This is a genomic window from Enterobacter roggenkampii (assembly GCF_001729805.1).
GTDB lineage: Bacteria > Pseudomonadota > Gammaproteobacteria > Enterobacterales > Enterobacteriaceae > Enterobacter > Enterobacter roggenkampii.
Genome location: NZ_CP017184.1, coordinates 4,717,167 through 4,738,154, shown reverse-complemented (window position 1 = coordinate 4,738,154; position 20,988 = coordinate 4,717,167). Strand labels below are relative to the sequence as shown.

The 20,988-nt window shown below is 49.2% G+C and carries 19 protein-coding genes; 5 read left to right on the top strand and 14 right to left on the bottom strand.

Annotated features, from left to right (window positions below; translation table 11 throughout):
• Positions 1 to 7 precede the first annotated feature (7 nt).
• The 10 genes from BFV67_RS22240 to BFV67_RS22195 all read right to left on the bottom strand — a co-directional run bounded on the left by BFV67_RS22240 (position 8) and on the right by BFV67_RS22195 (position 11,821).
• Entirely contained in the window at positions 8 to 2,026 is a 2,019-nt protein-coding gene (locus BFV67_RS22240; RefSeq protein WP_069598924.1) for a hypothetical protein, read from the bottom strand.
• A gap of 9 nt (positions 2,027 to 2,035) precedes the next feature.
• Positions 2,036 to 3,187 (bottom strand): restriction endonuclease subunit S, encoded by a 1,152-nt coding sequence (locus BFV67_RS22235; RefSeq protein ID WP_069598923.1) that lies wholly within the window; start codon positions 3,185 to 3,187, stop codon positions 2,036 to 2,038.
• Between the two features lie 2 nt (positions 3,188 to 3,189).
• The gene (locus BFV67_RS22230; protein WP_069598922.1) at positions 3,190 to 4,668 is read right to left on the bottom strand and encodes a class I SAM-dependent DNA methyltransferase; all 1,479 of its coding nucleotides are present in this window, start codon (positions 4,666 to 4,668) and stop codon (positions 3,190 to 3,192) included.
• Positions 4,669 to 4,671: 3 nt separating this feature from the next.
• The gene (locus tag BFV67_RS22225) at positions 4,672 to 6,468 is read right to left on the bottom strand and encodes an AAA family ATPase (RefSeq protein WP_069598921.1); all 1,797 of its coding nucleotides are present in this window, start codon (positions 6,466 to 6,468) and stop codon (positions 4,672 to 4,674) included.
• Position 6,469: 1 nt separating this feature from the next.
• Positions 6,470 to 8,788, bottom strand: coding sequence for an EcoAI/FtnUII family type I restriction enzme subunit R (gene hsdR, locus BFV67_RS22220; protein ID WP_069598920.1), 2,319 nt, complete (start codon positions 8,786 to 8,788; stop codon positions 6,470 to 6,472).
• 21 nt (positions 8,789 to 8,809) lie between these two features.
• The gene (locus tag BFV67_RS22215; RefSeq protein WP_069598919.1) at positions 8,810 to 9,025 is read right to left on the bottom strand and encodes a helix-turn-helix domain-containing protein; all 216 of its coding nucleotides are present in this window, start codon (positions 9,023 to 9,025) and stop codon (positions 8,810 to 8,812) included.
• A 190-nt stretch (positions 9,026 to 9,215) separates the two neighbouring features.
• The gene (locus tag BFV67_RS22210; protein ID WP_069598918.1) at positions 9,216 to 9,842 is read right to left on the bottom strand and encodes a recombinase family protein; all 627 of its coding nucleotides are present in this window, start codon (positions 9,840 to 9,842) and stop codon (positions 9,216 to 9,218) included.
• Positions 9,843 to 9,975: 133 nt separating this feature from the next.
• Entirely contained in the window at positions 9,976 to 10,425 is a 450-nt protein-coding gene (locus BFV67_RS22205; RefSeq protein WP_235610612.1) for a hypothetical protein, read from the bottom strand.
• A gap of 125 nt (positions 10,426 to 10,550) precedes the next feature.
• Complete coding sequence (locus BFV67_RS22200) at positions 10,551 to 10,982, bottom strand: hypothetical protein (RefSeq protein WP_036425086.1); 432 nt, start codon at positions 10,980 to 10,982, stop codon at positions 10,551 to 10,553.
• The gene (locus BFV67_RS22195; RefSeq protein ID WP_069598917.1) at positions 10,979 to 11,821 is read right to left on the bottom strand and encodes a hypothetical protein; all 843 of its coding nucleotides are present in this window, start codon (positions 11,819 to 11,821) and stop codon (positions 10,979 to 10,981) included. The genes BFV67_RS22200 and BFV67_RS22195 overlap by 4 nt, the downstream gene beginning before the upstream one ends.
• A gap of 407 nt (positions 11,822 to 12,228) precedes the next feature.
• Between BFV67_RS22195 and BFV67_RS22190 the strand changes: the two genes are divergently transcribed.
• The 4 genes from BFV67_RS22190 to BFV67_RS22175 all read left to right on the top strand — a co-directional run bounded on the left by BFV67_RS22190 (position 12,229) and on the right by BFV67_RS22175 (position 15,816).
• Positions 12,229 to 13,404, top strand: coding sequence for an MFS transporter (locus BFV67_RS22190; RefSeq protein ID WP_069598916.1), 1,176 nt, complete (start codon positions 12,229 to 12,231; stop codon positions 13,402 to 13,404).
• Positions 13,373 to 14,344: an HTH-type transcriptional regulator YidZ gene (gene yidZ, locus BFV67_RS22185; protein ID WP_008500176.1), complete on the top strand. Its 972-nt coding sequence runs from the start codon at positions 13,373 to 13,375 to the stop codon at positions 14,342 to 14,344. The genes BFV67_RS22190 and yidZ overlap by 32 nt, the downstream gene beginning before the upstream one ends.
• A gap of 122 nt (positions 14,345 to 14,466) precedes the next feature.
• The gene (locus BFV67_RS22180) at positions 14,467 to 15,213 is read left to right on the top strand and encodes a 4'-phosphopantetheinyl transferase family protein (protein WP_032654285.1); all 747 of its coding nucleotides are present in this window, start codon (positions 14,467 to 14,469) and stop codon (positions 15,211 to 15,213) included.
• A gap of 36 nt (positions 15,214 to 15,249) precedes the next feature.
• Positions 15,250 to 15,816 (top strand): NADPH-dependent FMN reductase, encoded by a 567-nt coding sequence (locus BFV67_RS22175; protein ID WP_069598915.1) that lies wholly within the window; start codon positions 15,250 to 15,252, stop codon positions 15,814 to 15,816.
• Between the two features lie 91 nt (positions 15,817 to 15,907).
• Here the strand turns inward: BFV67_RS22175 and adeP are convergent, their stop codons facing one another.
• Positions 15,908 to 17,245, bottom strand: coding sequence for an adenine permease AdeP (gene adeP, locus BFV67_RS22170; protein WP_021242668.1), 1,338 nt, complete (start codon positions 17,243 to 17,245; stop codon positions 15,908 to 15,910).
• 165 nt (positions 17,246 to 17,410) lie between these two features.
• Between adeP and yieH the strand changes: the two genes are divergently transcribed.
• On the top strand, positions 17,411 to 18,076 hold the full coding sequence (gene yieH / locus BFV67_RS22165; RefSeq protein ID WP_069598914.1) for a 6-phosphogluconate phosphatase: 666 nt from the start codon (positions 17,411 to 17,413) through the stop codon (positions 18,074 to 18,076).
• 31 nt (positions 18,077 to 18,107) lie between these two features.
• Here the strand turns inward: yieH and BFV67_RS22160 are convergent, their stop codons facing one another.
• The 3 genes from BFV67_RS22160 to pstB all read right to left on the bottom strand — a co-directional run bounded on the left by BFV67_RS22160 (position 18,108) and on the right by pstB (position 20,948).
• Positions 18,108 to 19,262 (bottom strand): esterase, encoded by a 1,155-nt coding sequence (locus tag BFV67_RS22160; RefSeq protein ID WP_157888838.1) that lies wholly within the window; start codon positions 19,260 to 19,262, stop codon positions 18,108 to 18,110.
• A 160-nt stretch (positions 19,263 to 19,422) separates the two neighbouring features.
• Entirely contained in the window at positions 19,423 to 20,148 is a 726-nt protein-coding gene (phoU, locus tag BFV67_RS22155; protein WP_008500182.1) for a phosphate signaling complex protein PhoU, read from the bottom strand.
• 26 nt (positions 20,149 to 20,174) lie between these two features.
• The gene (gene pstB, locus BFV67_RS22150; protein ID WP_008500183.1) at positions 20,175 to 20,948 is read right to left on the bottom strand and encodes a phosphate ABC transporter ATP-binding protein PstB; all 774 of its coding nucleotides are present in this window, start codon (positions 20,946 to 20,948) and stop codon (positions 20,175 to 20,177) included.
• Between the last annotated feature and the right edge of the window lie 40 nt (positions 20,949 to 20,988).

The following is a 20,988-nucleotide window of genomic DNA, read 5'->3' as shown; positions in this document are numbered from 1 at the left end:
TTTTTACTTACATAGAGGGAAGTCCAAGCTTGTCAAAGAATGCACGGTTTCGTTCTTTGGCTGCCTTTACTAACTGGTCGAAACTAATGACTTCGATGTAGGCATGGGATGGTTCGTTGTAACCGAAATAACCCATTCCGTCAGATGTAATGCGCAGATTGGCTCGGCGACAGCGGCGATGCATGGACTCAGTCAGGTCACAAAGCACATAGCAATACCCTGGGATATCGTTGTTGCCGGGTATTGGGCGGCCTGATTTTGTCGTTACTTTTCCCTCGCGTATTCGCTCTAAATAACTAAGTGCCTGATCAATCGGGTCTTTATCTGCGCCTTCGCGCATGTCGTTGCGCATTGAGCGTTTGATCTCGACCACAGTGATAGATGCCAAGGGAAAGCTATTTTGATCATTAACAAGCAGTGGGTTATCAAACACTCTTAGGCTGAGTAAATCCGGTTCCTTTGTCGAATCATTACGAGTAATCGGCATCGCATTCAAAGTTTTGTCGGAAGCCAAATAGTTGTGAAATGCTAAACGTTCGTCGATCAGCCAAAGATTGCAAGAATCCAGTAAAACCTCACTGGAATCTTTACGCATAGGCATGATTAACTCATGAATCATATCCTCACGAGCATACTTGCCATCATCCAGTCGCTCGATGGATTTTTGCAGCAGATCAATAATGACCTTTCGATGGGATACGTAATTAGCGAGATCTGATTGTTTAAGGTCTTCAGCTTTTTGCAGATACTCGCTCAGTCGTTCCTTGTACTGCTCTATATGCTCCTCATTTTGAGGTTGCATGATGTCATGACCCTCACTGACTAATTGTCTCTCGACCTCATACCACTGAGCATGTAGATGTAACTCTAAGTCTTTGTCCGACTTTTCTGGGTCAACAATGAGCTGTTCTTCTGCAACATAGTGAGCAATAGGCCGGTATCGGGGTGCATGGCTATTAATAAAATCATCTACGCGTTTACGACCGGCTGAGACATTTTCTGCCAAAACATCTTGCAGATATTCTTTCGTGCGTGCGAGCACTGCATCGCGAATATCTTTAAAGCTTACTTCGTTGAGCATGTCCTCTACGTTTTCGGCAATATCAAAAGAGGTGCGCTCGCTACGTACACGCTCATCTAAGTAGCCTGAAGACACGTAACAGGTATAGGTAAATTCCCCCGATTCGTCAGATATTTTGCCGTACAAGCCGGGAATTTTTCCTTGAATGGATTCTTCTTTAACCAATCGATTAGCTGCGCATAAAGCTAACTGATGCTTTTTATTTACCGATGCACGAAACTTGATATGAGTTAGGTCGAATGCATAATCGCGTATTTTTATCGTTTCGAGAAATGCACTAGCGTGCATATGCTCTTCGAGTAGGAGGTCAAGGTCGAACACTTCTCCTGCATCTTCTACCAGTATCTTGGGTGCACTGCCTCGACGAACAAAGTACCATAGCACATGTTCAAGTAGCTGATTAGCTACGGTTAGTCCCTTGGTTGGTACCTGCTTTCGATAACTTTCATCAAATCCCACCAGTTTGATTTGAGAATCTGGTTGTTGTTCGGTAGCTACCTGAATATTTTCACTGTGGACGCCTGATTTATCGTTAAAGCGAAATACACGCTTTTTGAGATGGCCATCCCCATCGACAAAATGGCTTTCTACTTCAACAAGATCAAACACCTTCAACCACATCAAGCGACCTACACCTCGGCAGCCTTTGTCAATTTTGTGGTCGGAATCCAGTGTTTCAAATGACTTAAAGTTGGTTTCATTAAAACCACAACCATTGTCAGTTATGGTGAAACCCAAGATAGGGGGTAGCGATTTGGCATCGAAATCTAGACTCTCCTGAGTAGCACGGTTGATCCGAAGAATAACCTTACCGTTATCGCTATTACCTTTTTCTTCAATCGAGTGAATAGAGTTTACTACCGCCTCAAAAACAGGCATCAGGCCATGACTCTTAGGTAAAGAAGTGTTGCGTAAGCGACCTTTGAGATTGGTTTGTAAACTCATACTCCCTCCTTAGAGCTCGCCTTTAAAGGCGGAATCGAGAATTGAACTTTTCAAAGCTTGCAAATCATCCAGTTGTCTTTGAATTTCAGAATTCATTGTTTCGACTTTTTTAACCAACAAGTTTACGCGGCTAACCACGTCAGCCTGTTCCTCGATACTTGCCAGAGGGATTTGCATTTGATCAATGTGTTTGTTGTTAACTTGCGGGATCGTACTTGCGTCGACGAAATTTGCTAAATCTATTGTCCGCATGAAGGCGAAGAGGTACTCGTCGGAAATTTTAGATTCGTCAGCTTTTAACCCCATGATGTTGCTGTCATATGACGCATCCTCAAGTAGCATTCTCTTTTTATTGGTTAGGATTGCCCCACCTCTTTTGGGAATCAGAGTGCTGCCCTTAGGAAATAGCTTTATTTTGTGTTCTTTGGCAACGGTTTCATTAAATGTTATCTCTGGTGCAACCATAGTTTCATGGTGGTTGTTCATTTGTGCCACTTTGAAAAATGGAATGTCACCATCGCTGAAACCGTTTTTAAAAAGTTTCGGTAACGCAATGCCACTATTAATTTTTACGACAGATGATAGGGGTACGACCTCATAACGATCTTTTAGGCTCTCGAATATTTCTGACAGCCCGTTTTTTGACAGCGCATCAGCCAATGTGACGCTTTCCTGCAAATGCTCGATGGCGGTGTCGATGCGGTTGAGCAGTGCGTCGAGTTTTTCGACAATGCGTTTTTGTTCATCCAATGGTGGGTAAGGAATGACTAAATCTTTTATTCCTTTGTACGAGATTACAGGTTGAGCAGCCTTGTTTGCCGTTTCCCCAAGGTTCAACGCTGAGAGTACCTGTGCGAGATACTCCTTCAATATATCTACCTTATATTCTTTAATGAAAAACGCGTTATCCGTAACCCATATATCACCATTGACCAAGCGAACATTACCGCAAAGTGCGCCGACCCGACCAATAATGATGTTCGAACCACTCAGGTTGAAATCATTATATCTACCAGCTATTCCATTACCGCCATATACCGAAAATTTTCCCTCATCGGCCATATCTTTTTTAGTGAGGTTCTTTCCGCTAGTGATTGTGAAAACTTCTTCAATACGTTTCCACTCCCACCCATCCGGCAATTTGTATAAAACCTGCTCCATGCTTATTTCTCCGCCAACAGATCTTCTATTTCATCCAACAGGCCAGATACCAGTTTTTCCTTGGTGCGGATCTGTTTGAGAATATCGCTGGGCGCTAAATGCTCGGCATCTTTCTGTTTGGCTGGGTTTTTAGCAGATAGGTCATAGTCTTCAGCTAATTTACTGGCTGAAACTCTCCAGGAACGCTCAGTTGTTTCGCGGCTGTTATACAGCTCAACAAACTCTTTTAGGTGGTCATCGGTGATCGGTTTGTTTTTGGTGAGCTTTTGCTCGGGTTCACATTCGTAGTACCACACATCGCTAGTGCCGCCGCTACGCTCAAAAAACAGCACGTTGGTTTTTACGCCTGAGTAGGGCAAAAATACCCCAGCGGGCAGGCTTAAAATAGTGTGTAGGTTAAAGTTTTCCAGCAGTTCTTGTTTGACTTGTTTAAACGCACTGTTGGTTTGGAACAGCACGCCTTCTGGCACAACAATCGCAGCTTTACCGCCACTTTTCAGGGTTTTCATAAAGTGTTGTAAGAACAACAGTTCTGTTGCGTTACTCTGGATAGGGAAGTTTTGCTGAATTTGCGACTTCTCTTTACCACCAAATGGCGGGTTAGCCAGAATAATGTCGTAGCGGTCTTTTTCCTGAATATCCCTGATATTCTGGGTCAGGGTATTACCACGGAACAAGTTGGGTGACTCGATGCCATGTAAAATCATGTTCATCATACCCATCACGTAAGCCAGCGAGGTTTTCTCGTAACCGAAGAAGGTGTCGCGTTGAATAAAATCCCACTGCTCGGTAGAGAGTTGGTTCTTTTTGCTCTTTAGATGCTCAAAGGCTTCCACTAAAAAGCCGCACGAGCCAGCCGCTGCATCGTAAATGGTTTGCCCAGCTTGCGGGTCAATGGCCTTAATCATGGCACGTACCACTGGGCGTGGGGTATAAAACTCGCCCGCATAGCCCCCGGCATCGCCCATGTTTTGCAATAGGCCTTCATACACCAACGAGAGTTCAAACAGATCAGACTCAGATTGGAAGTTCAGGCTATCCACAATATCCAACACTTCACGCAAGGTATGGCCAGACGCCACCTTGTTGTCTAAATACTGGAAGATGGCACCAATTTTATAGGCGAAGGATTTTGGGTCTGCTCCCGTAACGGCGGCATTGGCAAAGCTTTTTAAGTAAGGGAATAACTCGTTATTCACATAATCGGTTAAGTCATCACCCGTGCGAGCTTTGTTAATATCTAGTTTGCCATCAGCATTTTTCGGGCAGGCCCAATTTGACCAGCGGTGCGCTTCATCCAATACCGGTTGATAATCTTTACCTGATAGTACTGCTTCATCTTCTTTTACAGATTCATAATCATCCAAAAACTTTAAGAACAGTACCCACGAGGTTTGCTCGGTATAGTGCATAGCACCACTAATGCCATCGTCGCGGCGCAGTATGTCGGTAATTCGGTCAATCTTTTGTTGTAATGACATGGCTTATAGTTTTCCGATAATAAAATTGTACATATTGGTGATGTCTTCGCTGATTTCTGCGGGCGGGATCAGGTCGATATAGGCTTGGAGTTTTGCAGGGTCTAAGCCTTCGCCATCGGTGTTAATCAGCGGGTTGATAATGTCTTTGACGTTCATCCTACGAATATCGTCGTTATCACCAGGATTATTGGACTGAAGGTGATTGCGCTGCGCAATATCACCATTGTTTATTTGGCCAAGCAGATTGTGGTGCGCCAATGCGGTGTATGAGAGCAAATAGTTTTTGATTTCACGGCGTTTCCAAGCCAATAGATATGGCGATACGTTGGTGCCACGAGGCCATTGAATGGCATTTAGCAACTCACGGTACACTTGTCCGTTCACTTGAACTCCATTGGCAGCATTCCAGTCCAATGCCGCCTCGTCTCGATCACAAATTAGGAAAATCTGTGTTGTTACAAGTGGTGATTCAATCTTGCTTAAGCCATGTAACCAATCTATTTTACCCTTGCCAAAGGTTTCGTTAGCAGTAGCGTAGCTGGACGACTTTTTCATGGCATGCACAGTGGCTAGACGGTTTATATCTAGCCCTGCACGTGCCGCAAGTTTGGTAAAAATAATCCAATCGTTGTAGTCATCTAATAAGGCGATGTTAGGCAGCTTGCCACACACCTCAAATTCAACGGATTTGGCACGAGAAAGTACACTGAGTCGGCTGATTAGTTGCTTGATCTTGTTGTCTTCGTTAATTCGGCCGTGCTCCACCACTTTCAGATGTTCTATGCGGTTTTCTTTTGCAGAAATAGAATCCAACAGGTGTGTAGTAGTAATCGCATGGCCTTGTATGCTGTGTAATAGAGACCATAGTTTCTCTACGTTTTTGTAGTGCAGGTGCGAATCTGCTTCATCAAACAGGAATAAAGTATTCGGCGCATCAAAAAGGTCTATCAACGCGTATAGAAAGAGCAGTTGGTATTCACCATCGCTTAACTGGTCAAGCTCTATTCCATCTTTAAAAACGAGTTTGTAGCCGTGTTTGTCTATGAAGTAATTGTTATCCGCCGCTTGGGTAAAAAAACTCACTTCAGGATCAAACGCAATATTTTGAGCCTGAGCATTTGCTTCACCAGCTTCGATACCTTCTTCACCTGCTTGTGGCTGTCTTGGGTAATCGAATGAAACATCGATCAATCGGCTTGCTGGTATTTCAATAGTTCGCTTACGTAGCGGTTGCTCAAACTCATAGTCATTTGAGACAAATGTGTTGATAAAGCTATCTAACGAACGGAAATAGGGCGTATTTCGTAGCGTATCAACCTCACCACTTTCTTCACGCTTCAGAGCGTCTTGAACTCGATTGACATAATTTTTATCAATCTTGAATGCGCATTTTAAGCACGTAGTTTGGTCATCACCTTCAAATACTGATTCAGTAACATAGCCTCTTTCGCGCAAAAAAGAGCGAACTTTGCCACTACGTTTAGTCGCCGTTGCGAGGAAAATGAGTAATTTTGACCAGGGCTTGTCAAAGTAAAGGCACTCTAACCCCAACCCTCTGCCCGCTTGACGCTCGCGTTTTAAGTAAATACCAAACTTTTCAGAGTAATTTTCATTCTGCCCTGAAGAGAAGCACACCACATTTAGGTGGTGATGTGCGCGTTTGTTTAACCGCTCTTCAAATACTGACTGCAAGATGCTGGATTTACCGCTGCCATTTTCACCAATCAAAGTCGCTACTTTGTTGATATGTAGGGTTTGCTGCTGATCGTGTAGCGGGTTAGGCGCTAGTGTTAGTTCCATTTCAGTTCACGTGATAAAGCTGTTGTTGTAATTGCTTAAAAGCCGCCAGTAAATAGGCTGGCTTTCCACCGAATGCTGTTGAGGCGTCTTTCACTGTGCCCAACCCTGATAGCTCGATAAGTGCAGGCAAGCGCTCGCGTGATAGCTCGGTGCTGCCGGTTTGCTCATACCGGTTAAGCACAAAGTGCAAAAACTGCTGTGCCTTTTGTTGTTGGTACTGATTAAAGAAGGCGCTGTTAGTACGTACTTGATCGGCACGAGCTTTCCGGGTTGCCATGGGCTGTTCAAAGGCTAAAAAAGCCAGCAGATCGAAGATATCGCACTCTTCTGCTTCAAACATGCGTCGTAGTGTGGCGAGTTGCTCTTTATCAAAGCCTGCTTGTACGAGTTTACCGAGCAAGGTTTCGCGTTCGTCTGGGTCTGACCATATCTGCCGCAGTTCATCAACCGTTCTAAACAACCCAGGTAATTGAGTAATTAGACGCTCAACAAATTCTTGCACCGTGAGAGGTTTACCGTTTTCATCGATATAACGGGTTTCAACGTCAATGACTTTCAGTTCACGGTGTTTGCCTAACTTTACTTTTAACCGAGGTTTTGGCTCTCTCGGTTCAGGCTCTGGGCCACCTGTTCCTCCGGGAGGCTCTGGTGTGTAAGGCTCCCCAGTGCCACCGGGCTCCGGTGCTTCAGGTTCGCCATCCCAATCTTTGTCGTAAAACTTATTGGTTGCACCGCGAAAATCGACAATGGTGAAATAGTCTTTTCCATCAAAAACACGGGTACCGCGACCGACTATTTGTTTAAACTCCACCATTGAGCCGACGGTTCTATCCAACACTACGTTACGCACATTGCGGGCATCTACCCCGGTAGTTAACATTTGCGATGAGGTAATGATAGTGGGAATGTCTTTGTCGTTATCTTGGAATTTTTCCAGTAGCTCGCGGCCGACTTTGCCCTCATCACTGGTCACGCGCACACAGTAGTGCGGGTCTTTCACTTTTTTGTGTTTGTTGATCATGTCACGCATGGTCAGTGCATGATTTTGGTTTTCGCAAAATACGATGGTTTTTTCTAGTGGATTGATATTGTCCAAAATGGCTTTGGCGACCAGTTCGGTACGATCATCCACGATGATTTTTTTGTCGTAATCTTCAACCTGATAGACGTCTTGCCCAGATTCACCTTCGATCACTTGGTCATCTTTGGTTAGCACTAGCTCGTCTAAGTTGGTGCGCACCCGTTTGACACGGTATGGCGTTAAGAAGCCATCATTAATGCCTGCTTTTAGAGAATATTCAAAAGCTGGTTGTCCAAAATAATCATAAGTATCAATATTATCTTCTCGTTTGGGTGTAGCAGTTAAACCAATGTGAACAGCACTTCCAAAGTGGTCCAGAATTGCACGCCATGAACCAGTGTCATTGGCGCTACCTCGGTGACACTCATCAATCATTACTAAATCAAAAAAGTCGGTTGGATAAGACTTGTAATACCCTTCAATATTTTCTTTTTCTCTATCCGTTCGATCTGCGATAGCTTGATAAATTGCAAAAAAGATATGAGCATTCGTCGGCACAACACCATTACGCTTTCGAACCTCCTCCCCATTAATTTTAATAAGATCTTTTTCGTACGGATTAAATGTATTGATAGCTTGATCTGCCAAAATATTGCGATCAGCTAAAAACAAGATTCGAGGCCTACGTGTACCCGGAGATTCTTTGTTCCAACGGGACTGGAACAGTTTATGGACGATTTGAAAGGCAATAAATGTTTTACCTGTACCAGTAGCCAGCGTTAACAACACTCGTGGCTTACCTTTACCAATAGCATCTGTGGCGGCATGTACCGCTAATTCTTGGTAATAACGCGGCTGCATTGCGCCTACTAAATGAAAGGGCACATTACGAAGCTGCTGGCCTAGATCCGAATTAACACCCGCGTAGCGGCTTTCAAGCTCTTGTGGTGTTGGGTAAAACTCGATGTAGTCGCCTTTACCAGTTTCTAAGTCGAACTCATAGGTTTGTTTGCCGTTGCTTGAATAGACAAAGCGAACGAGTAGCTTCTTTGCATAGTCGATGGCTTGTTGAAGGCCTTTGGTTGGATGTTCAGATTCTTTTTTTGCTTCAACAACTGCAAGGTAACGATTGTCTTTATGGAGCAGATAATCGACAAAACAACGACGGCCACGGACACCGCCAGCAAGCTTACGGCCATCGGTAAAGTAATGTTCCCGAATGATGTTGCCCGGTTGCCAATGTGCGGCTTTTAACGCTGGGTCGATGTAGTTTGCTCTGGTATCTGCTTCTGACGACATATCGTCACTCCTTGATGCTTTTTAGCGTTGGCTATCGCTTGGCATTTTTTCCAATATGTCGCTCAATGAACAGTTAAATAAATCACATAGCTTATCGAGCGCTTCTAAATCCACCTTGAGCGCGGTTTCTTTGTAAAGTAGCGTCACGGTGGTACGGCTGAGGCCGGTTTCTCGCATCACGTCGCTAATGCGCATTTTTCTCTCACCCATTAATCGGGCTAGGTGGCAGCGGATCATGCTCTCTCCACGGTGTTTTTTAACCCTAAAATTTAGGGAATTATCACTGTTGCATAGCCTATCACTATTATGATTTTTCTCAACTTATTTGAGTTGAAACCAAATTTTTTAGAGGGGTGAGAACATATTGTCAATGTGAGGAAGTTAGATTACCGTAATCAAGAAAATGATACGGCAGAAAGTCGTGGTATTACTGCTCTATACTACCGATATTCTTCGAGATAGTTGCAATCAGGTGCCGCGAACATCCCAACATGTCCTGAATGTCACTATAGCTATGTCCAGTTTTCAGTAGGCTGGCGATGTGCTGGTGACGTTTGAGATCTGGCTGACGCCCATTATATTTACCATCGGATTTAGCCTTTGCGATTCCCTGAGACTGACGTCTGCGCCGATCATCATAATCTTTGCGAGCAACGGCAGCGAGCATGTCCAACATCATGGCATTGACCGCCTGTAAAATAGCGCCGGTAAAGTCAGTTTCGCTATGTTGTTGCAAAGCCAGCCAACTGGTAGGAAGTTCTGGTGAAACAATGGCTAGACGTTTGCTGGCCAGCTTTTGTTTCAACGTGTCCCAATCGCTTTGCTTAAGCCGCGCCAGACGGTCGATTTGTTCAACCAGCACAATGTCACCCTCGCCTGACTCGGCAATCAAGCGCATCAACTCAGGCCTGTGCAGCGTGGCACCAGAAACATTCTCAATATAAAAAGCGGCGATTCGCTGGTCATGCTGAGTAGCAAACTGGATAAGGGACTCACGAGCGCGTTCAGCATTTTGTTCTTTGGTTGATGCGCGAAGGTAAGCTCGAATAAACATCTAAGTCTCCACAGTCTGTTATAAGTGGTGCTTTATCTCTGGTCTGGTTTAGGTGGTTCTGTTGGTAGTAAAGCCAGTCTGATGGCGAGTTCCGTTGATGTGTACTCAAAAGGAACCAGCTAAGGACCAAAAATCAATCATCAAACCTAATATGGTTTCGGTAGTCGTAATCAAAGTTATCAGGAATGCCAATACCAGTACCTAAATGCCCGCGTTTATCTATATCTATTGAGGTGTAATCACCATAGAACTCTGAATCGTGCTTACGACTTTTCACCTTTTTACGATTCTTTATTTGGTAATTACTATTTAAATCAATTGGATATTTAAAAATTGCAACCACTATATATCCAATCCAAAGCGCTAAAGACATTTGCCAACACAAATAAGTAAGTGCACACCAAAATGGAACGGCTAGCCACCATTTGCGTTGGATAAATGCGAAAGCTTTAAAACACCAAATAGCTAATGGCAAACTTGCAAGCAAGAATCCCCATCCAGAGTCTTGAGCCAGCATCAATCCGAATAGCAGAACACCAAGCAACATTATATTTACTAAATCATTTTTGAGATTTTGACTCATGTTTTCCCTCCCAATCTTCAGCTTGAGATTTGCCTTGGCCTGACAATTTCTGGTTGGCCCTATAGCTGTAAAGACACCAGAAGGTGACCAAACTAAAAAATAGGAATAGCCCAAGCATTCCCCACTCAAATGCAGTCATAGCAACCTCCGCTCACTCGAGTATCCAGTCCTTGCACACTGAATAACTTGGAAAACATAAAATCAGTCATTTCATCGAGTTCAGATGGTTCGAATTCGGGCACGGTAAGGGGCATACCGAAATACTGAAGGTTCCGGTAGGATGATGGATCGAAAATGCCTTGCGGATAACGGTCGAACGTGTTGAAAGCCTGATTCAGTCTAAGATCAACAGTCCAACCACCTGAAAGCTCAATCCAGCTATGGGGATAGACTAATTCTCCCGTGCTCTTGCATTTGACACATCCAACTCTAGGCTGATGAAACACCGAATTTCTCGTCAATAGATGACTGATCAGGTAAGTAAGAATTATGGGATCCGTTTGGACTTCATCCATCGCCAAAACAATATTGTCTAGATCCTGATATTCACTTTTCATAATGCAGGCTCCTTAAACAGCAGTTGTTCCCCTTGCTCATACAACACTGGATATGGGAGAGATTGGCCATTCTTCACCACATGGTTTGGTGGAAAATAGATCACCATCCACGATGGCAATGCAGCACTGACGGCTCTATAAAACTCATCAATTGGAAAGTCTTTTGGGCCTGACTGGCGGAAAACAAAGCGAGAATAGTTCTTCAGGTGATTAGCAGCGATGTTATAGCTTTCTGACTCACCATCTTTAATGTAAAGCGGGCTCTTCCAGAGATAAGGAGTCGTAATGTTGTAAGCAACCACACATTGACCAATACCGCATCCATGCTCAGCGCTTTCAACAGACCAAAGAATCATGGGATGACCATCAATTTCTGGCGTTTCTACATTACTCAGTTTAATGACATTCAATGCCATATCATCGGCCACATGCTCGATAGCCTGATCGACAAGATGCACATATTTCTCATAAGCCTGAGATTCTGAGGTAGCAGCGGATGCAGGCATCCATCCAATTAGACTTGGTCTAGCCGAGGGATTGTCTGGTGTCATCATTATATCGGTAGCGTTAAACGCGAACGTCTGCGTACCAGAAAGACGCCGAAGAGGATCATCAAATGAAGTAGTTAGCCTCGCGAGATCAAGCAATGGAACCAACATACCCTTGCTATAAGAGTGAGTACCATCGAGGGAATCTCTCAAATCCAAATCGTAGATGCCCCCGGCTCGCGCTAAATTCAAAGCCCGAGATTCACCTTGAGCATAATGACGAGGTCCGGCTGCACAACCTGACAAGGACACACATAAAGCAATTAATGATAAAGACGGGGATTTTTTCATGATTACCTCCTGCTTTATAAAGATTCGCATGGAGGAAGAAAAACGCAAGAAGATTTGCCATTTTATTATTTAAAATCAACAATTTGCACTGAAAGAACAAACTTCAAAATGAGTAACAATAAAGATAATAATTTTGTCCCACTTTCCCAGATATCCCACTTTAAAAATGCTGCAAATCGCCTAGAATGGGTTCTTCCATGGCAAAACCTAACAAAAGGTTGCACTCCATATGTGCGCCAATAGCTTTCTAACACTTTGAGTGGTTTTACATTTTTAGTTTCTGTATTGGTAAGTAATTCCCGCTAATCCATGGTGATTTCTTCCTGGGAAATCACCATTGTCCAAATGGCAACTCGCCTAATCCCTTTTCACCCCCTATCCTGCATGCCTGCATCTATGGGGGGTTTATGGCGCGTTTTCTGTTTTGTAGTTTCGCATTAGTTCTGCTTTATCCGTCCGGCATTGATATGTATCTGGTGGGACTACCGCATATCGCCCGCGATCTGGGTGCCAGCGAAGCGCAGCTGCATATTGCGTTTTCGGCCTACCTCGCGGGGATGGCATCGTCGATGGTCTTTGCCGGGAAGATTGCGGATAAAGCAGGCCGTCAGCCTGTCGCTATCGCCGGTGCCATCGTTTTTGCCCTGGCGTCGCTTCTCTGCTCACAGGCGCAGAACAGCACCGTGTTTCTGACCGGGCGCTTTATCCAGGGCATCGGTGCGGGCGGTTGCTACGTGGTGGCGTTTGCCATTTTGCGCGACACCTTAAGCGCCCAGCGTCGCGCCAAAGTGCTGTCGATGCTGAACGGCATTACCTGCATCATCCCGGTGCTGGCCCCGGTCGTGGGCTATCTGATCATGCTGAAATTCCCGTGGCAGAGTCTGTTCTGGACCATGGCGGCCATGGGCGCGCTGGTGTTTACCTTATCCATCGCCGTGCTGAAAGAGACCCACCCGGGCTCGCAGAATACCGGCCATACCGCAACCATTCACCCGGCAGAGAAGCTTCTCAACCGCTTTTTCCTCAGCCGTCTGGCCGTGACCACGTTAAGCGTGGCGGTGATCCTGACGTATGTAAACGTTTCCCCGGTGTTGCTGATGGAGACCATGGGTTTCGATCGCGGTGAGTATTCAACGGTGATGGCATTAACCGCGATGGTTAGTATGGCCGTTTCGTTTTCGACGCCGTTTGCGCTAAATGTTTTCAGCCAGCGTACATTGATGGTGACCTCACAGGTTTTATTCCTTGCCACAGGCGCGATCCTGGCGACCACCAGCTCACATGCGGTGATGCTGGTGGGCATTACGCTCATTTGCGCCGGGTTCTCGGTTGGCTTTGGCGTGGCGATGAGCCAGGCGCTTGGTCCCTTCTCGCTGCGGGCAGGCGTGGCGAGTTCGGTGCTGGGTATCGCACAGGTCTGCGGCTCGTCGCTGTGGATTTGGCTGGCAGCCGTAGTTGGCCTGAACGCGCTGAATATGCTGATCGGGGTTCTGATTGGCTGTAGCATAGTCTGCATTACCTTACTTGTGGTCATCCAGCCCGCGGCGCACTATGAAGAAGCCCATCAGCAGTCTCGATCTTAACCTGTTGCTGTGCCTGCAGCTTTTGCTGCAGGAGCGCAGCGTTACCAAAGCGGCGAAGCGGATGAACGTGACGCCGTCGGCGGTGAGTAAATCACTGGCCAAGCTGCGTGACTGGTTTGACGACCCGTTGTTTGTCAAAACGCCGCTAGGGCTGCTGCCGACGCCGCTGACGGTGAGCCTGGAGCAGGATCTGGCTGACTGGATGCAAATCGGCAACCAGATCCTCGATAAATTCCATCATGATTCTCCGGGCGGGCTGACGTTCGTGCTGGCCGCGGAAACGCCGCTGATGCTGATCCGCTTCAATACCCTGCTGGAGCAGGTGAACCAGCGCTATCCACAGGCGACGGTGAAAATGCGCCAGTGGGATTACGACTCGCTGGACGCGATTACGCGTGGCGAGGTGGATTTGGGCTTCACCGGGCGTGAAACGCATCCGCGATCCCGCGAGCTGCTTAAGCTGATGCCGTGGTTTATCGACTATGAAATCCTGTTCAGCGACCGCCCCTGCGTCTATCTGCGCGAGGATCATCCGGCGCTTCAGCAAGAATGGAATCTGGAGACCTTCCTGCGCTATCCCCACATCAGCATCTTCTGGGAACGCAGCGATACCTGGGCGCTTGATGAGGTGTTAAAGGAGATGGGACGCGATCGCACTATCGCCATGAGCCTGCCGGGCTTCGAACAGGCGATGTTTATGGCGGCGCAGCCCGGCCATCACTATATCGCCACCGCCCCGCACTACTGTCACCACTACAATGAACTCCACCAGCGTAAGCTGATCGCGCTTCCGATCCCCATTGATGAGGAGCAGGCGGATAAATTGACCGTGCCCTTCACGCTGATCTGGCATAAACGGAACAGCCATAATCCCAAAATTCTCTGGCTGCGGGAGACCATCAAGGCGCTGTACGGTGCGAGCGATCCAATTTTTGCCTAAGAAAATGTAAAGTTCGGTCCTAAGGCTTCTCTTACTTCCATTTACTGATTAAAACAGGAGGCAAGTTAAGCGATAATCATGTAACCGTTTAACCGATTACGACCATTATCAAGGAGCGAAAAATGGCTACGCACTTTGCAAGAGGGATACTTACAGAAGGACGTCTCGTATCGGCAAGAATTTCTTCAGCCTGTCACCGTGAAGCACTCACGCTTCCGGAGCATCGCAGGTCGCGGTTTTTAGCGTCCCGAGCGCTTCTCGCAGAACTGATGTTTATGCTGTACGGCACCAGCGAGCTGCCGGACATCATTACCCAGCCAGAAGGCCGCCCGGTCTTTGCGGACCCGGAGCTCCCTCGTTTTTCCATTGCCTACACGGGCAATATCATTGGGGTCGCGCTGACCACCGAAGGGGACTGTGGGCTTGATATGGAGCTTCAGCGCGCGACGCGCAGCTTCCACGGTGGTAACGCGCATGAAGACTATCCGCTCTCCAGCAATGAGAAGCTGTGGGTACGCAACCAGAACGATCCTGTTGAAGCCAGAGCCCAGCTCATTACCCTGCGCCAGAGCATTCGCAAGCTCTGCGGATGCGCCTCAGACGACGCCAGCCTGCTGCAGCTGTTGCCTGGCTCCGGACGTCTGCGCGCCACCCAGGCCACGCTGGTAGAAGCGCTCTGCGACGCGGAGGATGTGCTCATCTGGTCCATCGCGGTGACCCCCGCAATCGAACGCATGAAAATCTGGGAATTTGACAGTCAACAGGGATGGCGTAGCCTTCCTGATGTGCCCGAGCGCGCCAACGAGCCCGCCGCACGTCTGATGCGATTAACCAGTTTACCGGCAGAAAAAGCATTCACCCTTAGCTGATCCAATCAGGGTCATCATGATGAAACAGGAGTAATCATGTCTGATACGTTGAAAGTTGTTACGTTACTGGGAAGCCTGCGCAAAGGTTCATTTAACGGGATGGTAGCCCGCACGCTGCCACAGCTGGCACCTGCAGGTATGGAAATTAGCGCCCTGCCGTCTATTGGCGATATTCCGCTTTATGATGCTGACGTACAGCAGGAAGAAGGGTTCCCGCAGAGCGTTGAGGCGCTGGCAGAGCAGATTCGCCAGGCTGACGGCGTGGTCATCGTCACGCCAGAGTACAACTACTCTGTACCCGGTGGTCTGAAGAATGCCATCGACTGGCTGTCCCGTTTACCTGAGCAGCCGCTGTCAGGCAAACCGGTGCTGATCCAGACCAGCTCCATAGGCGCGATTGGCGGCGCGCGCTGCCAGTATCACCTGCGTCAGATCCTGGTCTTCCTCGATGCGATGGTGATGAACAAGCCGGAATTTATGGGCGGAGTGATTCAGAACAAGGTCGACCCGCAAACGGGTGAGGTGGTGGATCAGAGCACGCGCGACCATTTGTCTGGCCAGCTGACGGCGTTCGGGGATTACATTAAGCGGGTTAAAGCCTGATAAAAAAGCCCGGTGGCGCTAGCGCTTACCGGGCCTACACTCGTCAGTAGGTCAGGTAAGCGAAGCGCCACCTGACACCACAAACCGCACCTTAGTGCGCGTCAATAAACACAATCTTCAGTACAAACAGCAGCGCCACAACGATGACGCACGGGCTGAGGTCGCGGAAGCGGCCGGTACCGATCTTCATTACGCAGTAAGAGATAAAGCCCAGCGCGATACCTTCGGTAATCGAGAAGCTGAACGGCATCATCACGGCGGTAATAAACGCCGGCACCGCTTCGGTTAAATCATCCCACTTCACGCGCGACAGGCTGGAGGTCATCAGCACACCCACGTAGATCAGCGCACCCGCTGCAGCGTACGGAGGCACCATGCCCGCCAGCGGAGAGAGGAAGATCACCAGCAGGAACAGAATACCCACTACAACCGCCGTCAGACCGGTACGGCCACCCACAGAAACCCCGGAAGAGGATTCGATGTAAGCGGTCACAGACGAGGTCCCGATAAATGAGCCGGTCACAGAGGAGATACTGTCCACAAACAGCGCCTGCTTCATGCGCGGGAATTTGCCTTTCTCATCTGCCAGACCCGCTTTGTCGGTCACGCCGATCAGCGTACCGGAGGAGTCGAAGAGGTTCACCAGCATGAAGGAGAAAATCACGCCCGCCAGGCCCAGGTTCAGGGAACCCGCCAGATCAACATGGCCAACAACGGTAGAGACGCTTGGTGGCGCGGAAACGATGCCGTTATAGTGAACGTCGCCCAGCATCCAGCCCAGCAGCGTGGTCACCACGATGGAGACCAGCACCGCCGCATGAATATTGCGGGAAGCCAGGATGGCGATGATAAAGAAGCCCAGCACGCCCAGCAGCACGTTATGCGAGGTCAGGTGACCGATGCTCACCAGCGTATCCGGGTTCGCCACGATCACGCCGGCGTTTTTCAGCCCCATCATCCCGATAAACAGACCGATACCGCTGGTGATGCCCACGCGCAGGCTCACGGGAATGTTCGCAATCATCCAGTAACGCACGCGGAAAATGGTCAGCAGCAGCAGGCCAACCGCGCCCCAGAAGATGGCGCCCATACCCACCTGCCACGGCAGCCCCATCGCCTGAACCACCACGAAGGCAAAGAACGCATTCAGACCCATCGCCGGGGCCAGCGCGACCGGCAGGTTAGCGAACACACCCATCAGAATGCTGCCAAGGGCCGCGATCAGACAGGTAGTCACGAAGACGGCGCTGGTATCCATGCCAGCAACGCCCAGAATTTGAGGGTTAACAAAAACGATATAGACCATCGTCAGGAAGGTGGTGAAACCGGCGATCACTTCGGTGCGTGCCGTCGTGCCGTGCTCGCGCAGTTTAAACACGCGCTCAAGCAGACCCTGACCAGATGTCTGGGTAGTGTGTTGTTGACTCATCATCAATTTCCGAACAAGGAGGGAAAATTCGTCGCTATCCTATACCAAAATGCGACAATAGTGGCGGTTACGTGATACTTTTTTCATTGAATTTGCTTATACGGCAACGATTGCGTTCCGGTGAACTGCCGTACGTAAACGTTAAACTGGTTAAAAGGGAAAGGCATGTCCGGAATTGAAGCGGTATTTTTCGACTGCGACGGTACGCTGGTCGACAGTGAGGTCATTTGTTCCCGCGCGTATGTGGCCATGTTCCAGGAATTTGGCATTACGCTGGAACTCGACGAGGTGTTTAAGCGCTTTAAGGGCGTGAAGCTCTACGAGATCATCGACATCATTAACGAAGAACACGGCGTCGTCCTGGAGAAGGCGGCTCTGGAACCGGTGTACCGCGCCGAGGTTGCGCGCCTGTTCGATTCGGAGCTGGAGGTGATTCCGGGCGCAAACGCGCTGCTGGATGCCATGACGGTGCCGATCTGCGTGGTCTCCAACGGACCGGTCAGCAAAATGCAGCACTCGCTCGGCAAGCTTGAGATGCTGCACCACTTCCCGGAAAAACTGTTCAGCGGCTACGATATCCAGCGCTGGAAGCCGGACCCGGCACTGATGTTCCATGCGGCAAAGGCGATGAACGTTAACGTAGAGCACTGCATTCTGGTGGATGACTCGTCTGCGGGCGCGCAGTCGGGGATTGATGCGGGGATGGAGGTGTTTTACTTCTGCGCCGACCCGCACAACAAGCCGATCGTTCATCCAAAAGTCACGACCTTCACCGATCTGGCGCAGCTACCCGCGCTGTGGAAGGCGCGCGGGTGGAATATTACGCGTTAAGCCGCCCCTCCCGGCAGGGAGGGCGACAGGTTTATCTGAAGAGCTTTTGAACAAACTCAGCATAGGCCGGACGCCAGACGTCCATTTCGTGATTCAGACCGGGGTACATTTTATAGTCGAATTTGATGCCCTGCTTTTCCAGCTCCGCTTTCAGACCGGCGATATCTTTGCCGGTCACCGAATCGCGCTCTCCCACAACGACGGTGAAGTTATGCAGCTGCCGGTTAATGGCCTCAGGCTGCTTAAAGCGTGCGGCCACGCCTTCGTCAGGCACGGTTGTCGTGGTAACGCCGCTGAACGTTCCCAGCCAGCCGAAGCTCTCCAGATGATTCATCCCGGAGACCAGCGCCTGATAACCGCCCTGTGACAATCCCGCCAGTGCCCGGCCTGCCGCATCTTTACGCACGTTGAAGCGTGTATCCACCAGCGGAATAATCTCGCTCATCAGTTCACGGTCTGCGGCTTTCGCATTGAGCGGATAGAAAGACTTCCGTCGTTCTGCCGGTGGGAAGTTCTCGGGGATGGCCTCAGTGCTCTCCGTCTCGGTGTCGGGTACCACCACCAGCATCGGTTTGATTTTCCCTTCGGCCATCAGGTTATCCATGATTTGCGGCAGACGGCCCTGGTCGATGGCAGAGAGCCCGGTATCCCCAAAACCATGGTAGAAGTAGAGCACCGGTAAGGGTTCTCCTGTGCCGTTGTAGCCAGGGGGAGTCCATACATAGACGCGGCGCTCTGACTTGAGCGACGGCGAGTGCCAGGTCAAGGTCGTCAGATCGCCATGCGGTACAGGACGATCGTCGAGAATACTGCCCGGAACCAGAATCAGGCTGGTGTTCACCTGCCGCTGGGGTTTTTGATAGCGGCTTCCCGTGTCAACTGAACGGAAACCATCGATGTCGAAATAATATTCGTAGAGATTCGGGGCCATCGGCTCGCTTTTCCATGACCAGACGCCATTTTTCTCTTTCGTCATATCATGGGAAACCTGGCTTTCAGGCATTGACCCCGTCACCACGGAGACTCGCGTTGCGCCGGGTGCAAACAGGCGAAACGTAATGCTTTTATCCGCATTAACCTGGGTCACATAGCGGCTGACCGGGGTAGTCTGGTCAGGTGTGACCGGCAACGGTGCGGCAATCACGTCTGTTCCAGTACCGATCCCGATGCTGATGCTGATGGCCATCGCCAGGCACGCTAATGAATTTTTCATATACCATCCTTTGCTGTTTTTTCGTCTCACGTTAGCGCGTTTCGAACGTCAGGCAACGGATGAAGGGGAAAATTGTGATTACACTAGAAATAACAACGCCGGTGAGTACCGGCGTTGTTATCAGATGACAGGATTACTCTTTCGGATCTTTACCCGCCAGCAGCTTGTCCAGCTCGTCGCCGCCCACGTGACGGAAGTCCTGACCCTTCACGAAGTAGAAAATGTATTCGCAAATATTCTGGCAGCGGTCACCGATACGCTCGATGGAGCGCGCGCAGAACAGGGCCGTCAGCACGCTCGGGATCGTGCGGGAATCTTCCATCATGTAGGTCATCAGCTGGCGCACGATGCCTTCATACTCCTGATCGACCTTCTTGTCTTCACGGTAGATACGCACCGCTTCGTCCAGATCCATCCGCGCAAAGGCATCCAGCACGTCGTGCAGCATCTGCACGGTGTGGCGGCCCAGTGACTCCAGGCTGACCAGCAGCGGCTGATGCTGCTGCGAAAACTTCTCCAGCGCGGTGCGGCAGATTTTATCGGCGACGTCACCAATACGTTCCAGCTCGGCGATGGTTTTGATGATCGCCATCACCAGACGCAGGTCGCTCGCCGTCGGCTGACGTTTCGCGATAATGCGCACGCAGGCTTCGTCGATAGCCACTTCCATCATGTTGACGTTTTTATCGCCTTCAATGACGCGCTTCGCCAGCTCGCTGTCCTGGTTGTGCATCGCCGTAATCGCATCAGAAAGCTGCTGCTCGACCATGCCGCCCATGGTCATCACCTGGGTGCGAATGCTTTCCAGCTCTGCGTTGAACTGGCCGGAAATGTGTTTATTAAGATTGAGGTTGTCCATGGTTTCTCCACATGCACTAAGGCAAATCAACCGTAGCGGCCAGTAATATAATCTTCGGTTTGTTTCTTCGCGGGCTTAGTGAACAGATCGTCCGTGTTACTGAACTCAATCAATTCACCCAGGTACATAAACGCCGTGTGATCGGAGCAACGCGCAGCCTGCTGCATGTTGTGGGTCACGATAACCACGGTGTAATCCTGCTTCAGCTCGGTGATCAGTTCTTCAATACGACCGGTTGAAATCGGGTCCAGCGCTGAACACGGCTCATCCAGCAGCAACACTTCCGGGCGAATCGCAATACCGCGCGCAATGCACAGACGCTGCTGCTGACCACCGGAGAGAGAGTACCCGCTCTGGTGCAACTTATCTTTGGTTTCGTTCCATAATGCGGCCTTGGTCAAAGCCCACTGCACGCGCTCATCCATATCGGCACGGGAGAGCTTTTCAAACAGGCGAACGCCAAAGGCGATGTTGTCATAAATGGACATCGGGAACGGCGTGGGTTTCTGGAACACCATCCCCACTTTCGCGCGCAGCAGGGCGATATCCTGAGCCTGGGTCAGAATGTTTTCACCGTCGAGGATGATTTCCCCTTCAGCACGCTGCTCCGGATAGAGCGAATACATTTTGTTAAAGGTACGCAGCAGCGTGGATTTCCCACAGCCGGACGGACCGATAAATGCCGTGACCTGGTTCTTCGCGATATCCAGGTTGATGTTCTTCAGGGCATGGAATTTGCCGTAGTAGAAGTTCAAATCACGAACCTGAATCTTACCCGGGGCAGTATCAACCATACTCATTGACTCATTTCCTCATTCGGCGCCGCGAGCTGCCGCGCCG

Bases quoted from the DNA above. Each gene is read 5' to 3' on its own strand.
- phoU (WP_008500182.1), bottom strand. From the start codon at position 20,148: ATGGACAACCTCAATCTTAATAAACACATTTCCGGCCAGTTCAACGCA.
- adeP (WP_021242668.1), bottom strand. From the start codon at position 17,245: ATGAGTCAACAACACACTACCCAGACATCTGGTCAGGGTCTGCTTGAG.
- BFV67_RS22200 (WP_036425086.1), bottom strand. From the start codon at position 10,982: ATGAAAAGTGAATATCAGGATCTAGACAATATTGTTTTGGCGATGGAT.
- BFV67_RS22190 (WP_069598916.1), top strand. From the start codon at position 12,229: ATGGCGCGTTTTCTGTTTTGTAGTTTCGCATTAGTTCTGCTTTATCCG.
- BFV67_RS22225 (WP_069598921.1), bottom strand. From the start codon at position 6,468: ATGGAACTAACACTAGCGCCTAACCCGCTACACGATCAGCAGCAAACC.
- BFV67_RS22230 (WP_069598922.1), bottom strand. From the start codon at position 4,668: ATGTCATTACAACAAAAGATTGACCGAATTACCGACATACTGCGCCGC.
- BFV67_RS22195 (WP_069598917.1), bottom strand. From the start codon at position 11,821: ATGAAAAAATCCCCGTCTTTATCATTAATTGCTTTATGTGTGTCCTTG.
- hsdR (WP_069598920.1), bottom strand. From the start codon at position 8,788: ATGTCGTCAGAAGCAGATACCAGAGCAAACTACATCGACCCAGCGTTA.
- BFV67_RS22180 (WP_032654285.1), top strand. From the start codon at position 14,467: ATGGCTACGCACTTTGCAAGAGGGATACTTACAGAAGGACGTCTCGTA.
- BFV67_RS22240 (WP_069598924.1), bottom strand. From the start codon at position 2,026: ATGAGTTTACAAACCAATCTCAAAGGTCGCTTACGCAACACTTCTTTA.
- BFV67_RS22210 (WP_069598918.1), bottom strand. From the start codon at position 9,842: ATGTTTATTCGAGCTTACCTTCGCGCATCAACCAAAGAACAAAATGCT.
- BFV67_RS22160 (WP_157888838.1), bottom strand. From the start codon at position 19,262: ATGGCCATCAGCATCAGCATCGGGATCGGTACTGGAACAGACGTGATT.
- pstB (WP_008500183.1), bottom strand. From the start codon at position 20,948: ATGAGTATGGTTGATACTGCCCCGGGTAAGATTCAGGTTCGTGATTTG.
- BFV67_RS22205 (WP_235610612.1), bottom strand. From the start codon at position 10,425: ATGAGTCAAAATCTCAAAAATGATTTAGTAAATATAATGTTGCTTGGT.
- BFV67_RS22215 (WP_069598919.1), bottom strand. From the start codon at position 9,025: ATGATCCGCTGCCACCTAGCCCGATTAATGGGTGAGAGAAAAATGCGC.
- yieH (WP_069598914.1), top strand. From the start codon at position 17,411: ATGTCCGGAATTGAAGCGGTATTTTTCGACTGCGACGGTACGCTGGTC.
- BFV67_RS22175 (WP_069598915.1), top strand. From the start codon at position 15,250: ATGTCTGATACGTTGAAAGTTGTTACGTTACTGGGAAGCCTGCGCAAA.
- BFV67_RS22235 (WP_069598923.1), bottom strand. From the start codon at position 3,187: ATGGAGCAGGTTTTATACAAATTGCCGGATGGGTGGGAGTGGAAACGT.
- yidZ (WP_008500176.1), top strand. From the start codon at position 13,373: ATGAAGAAGCCCATCAGCAGTCTCGATCTTAACCTGTTGCTGTGCCTG.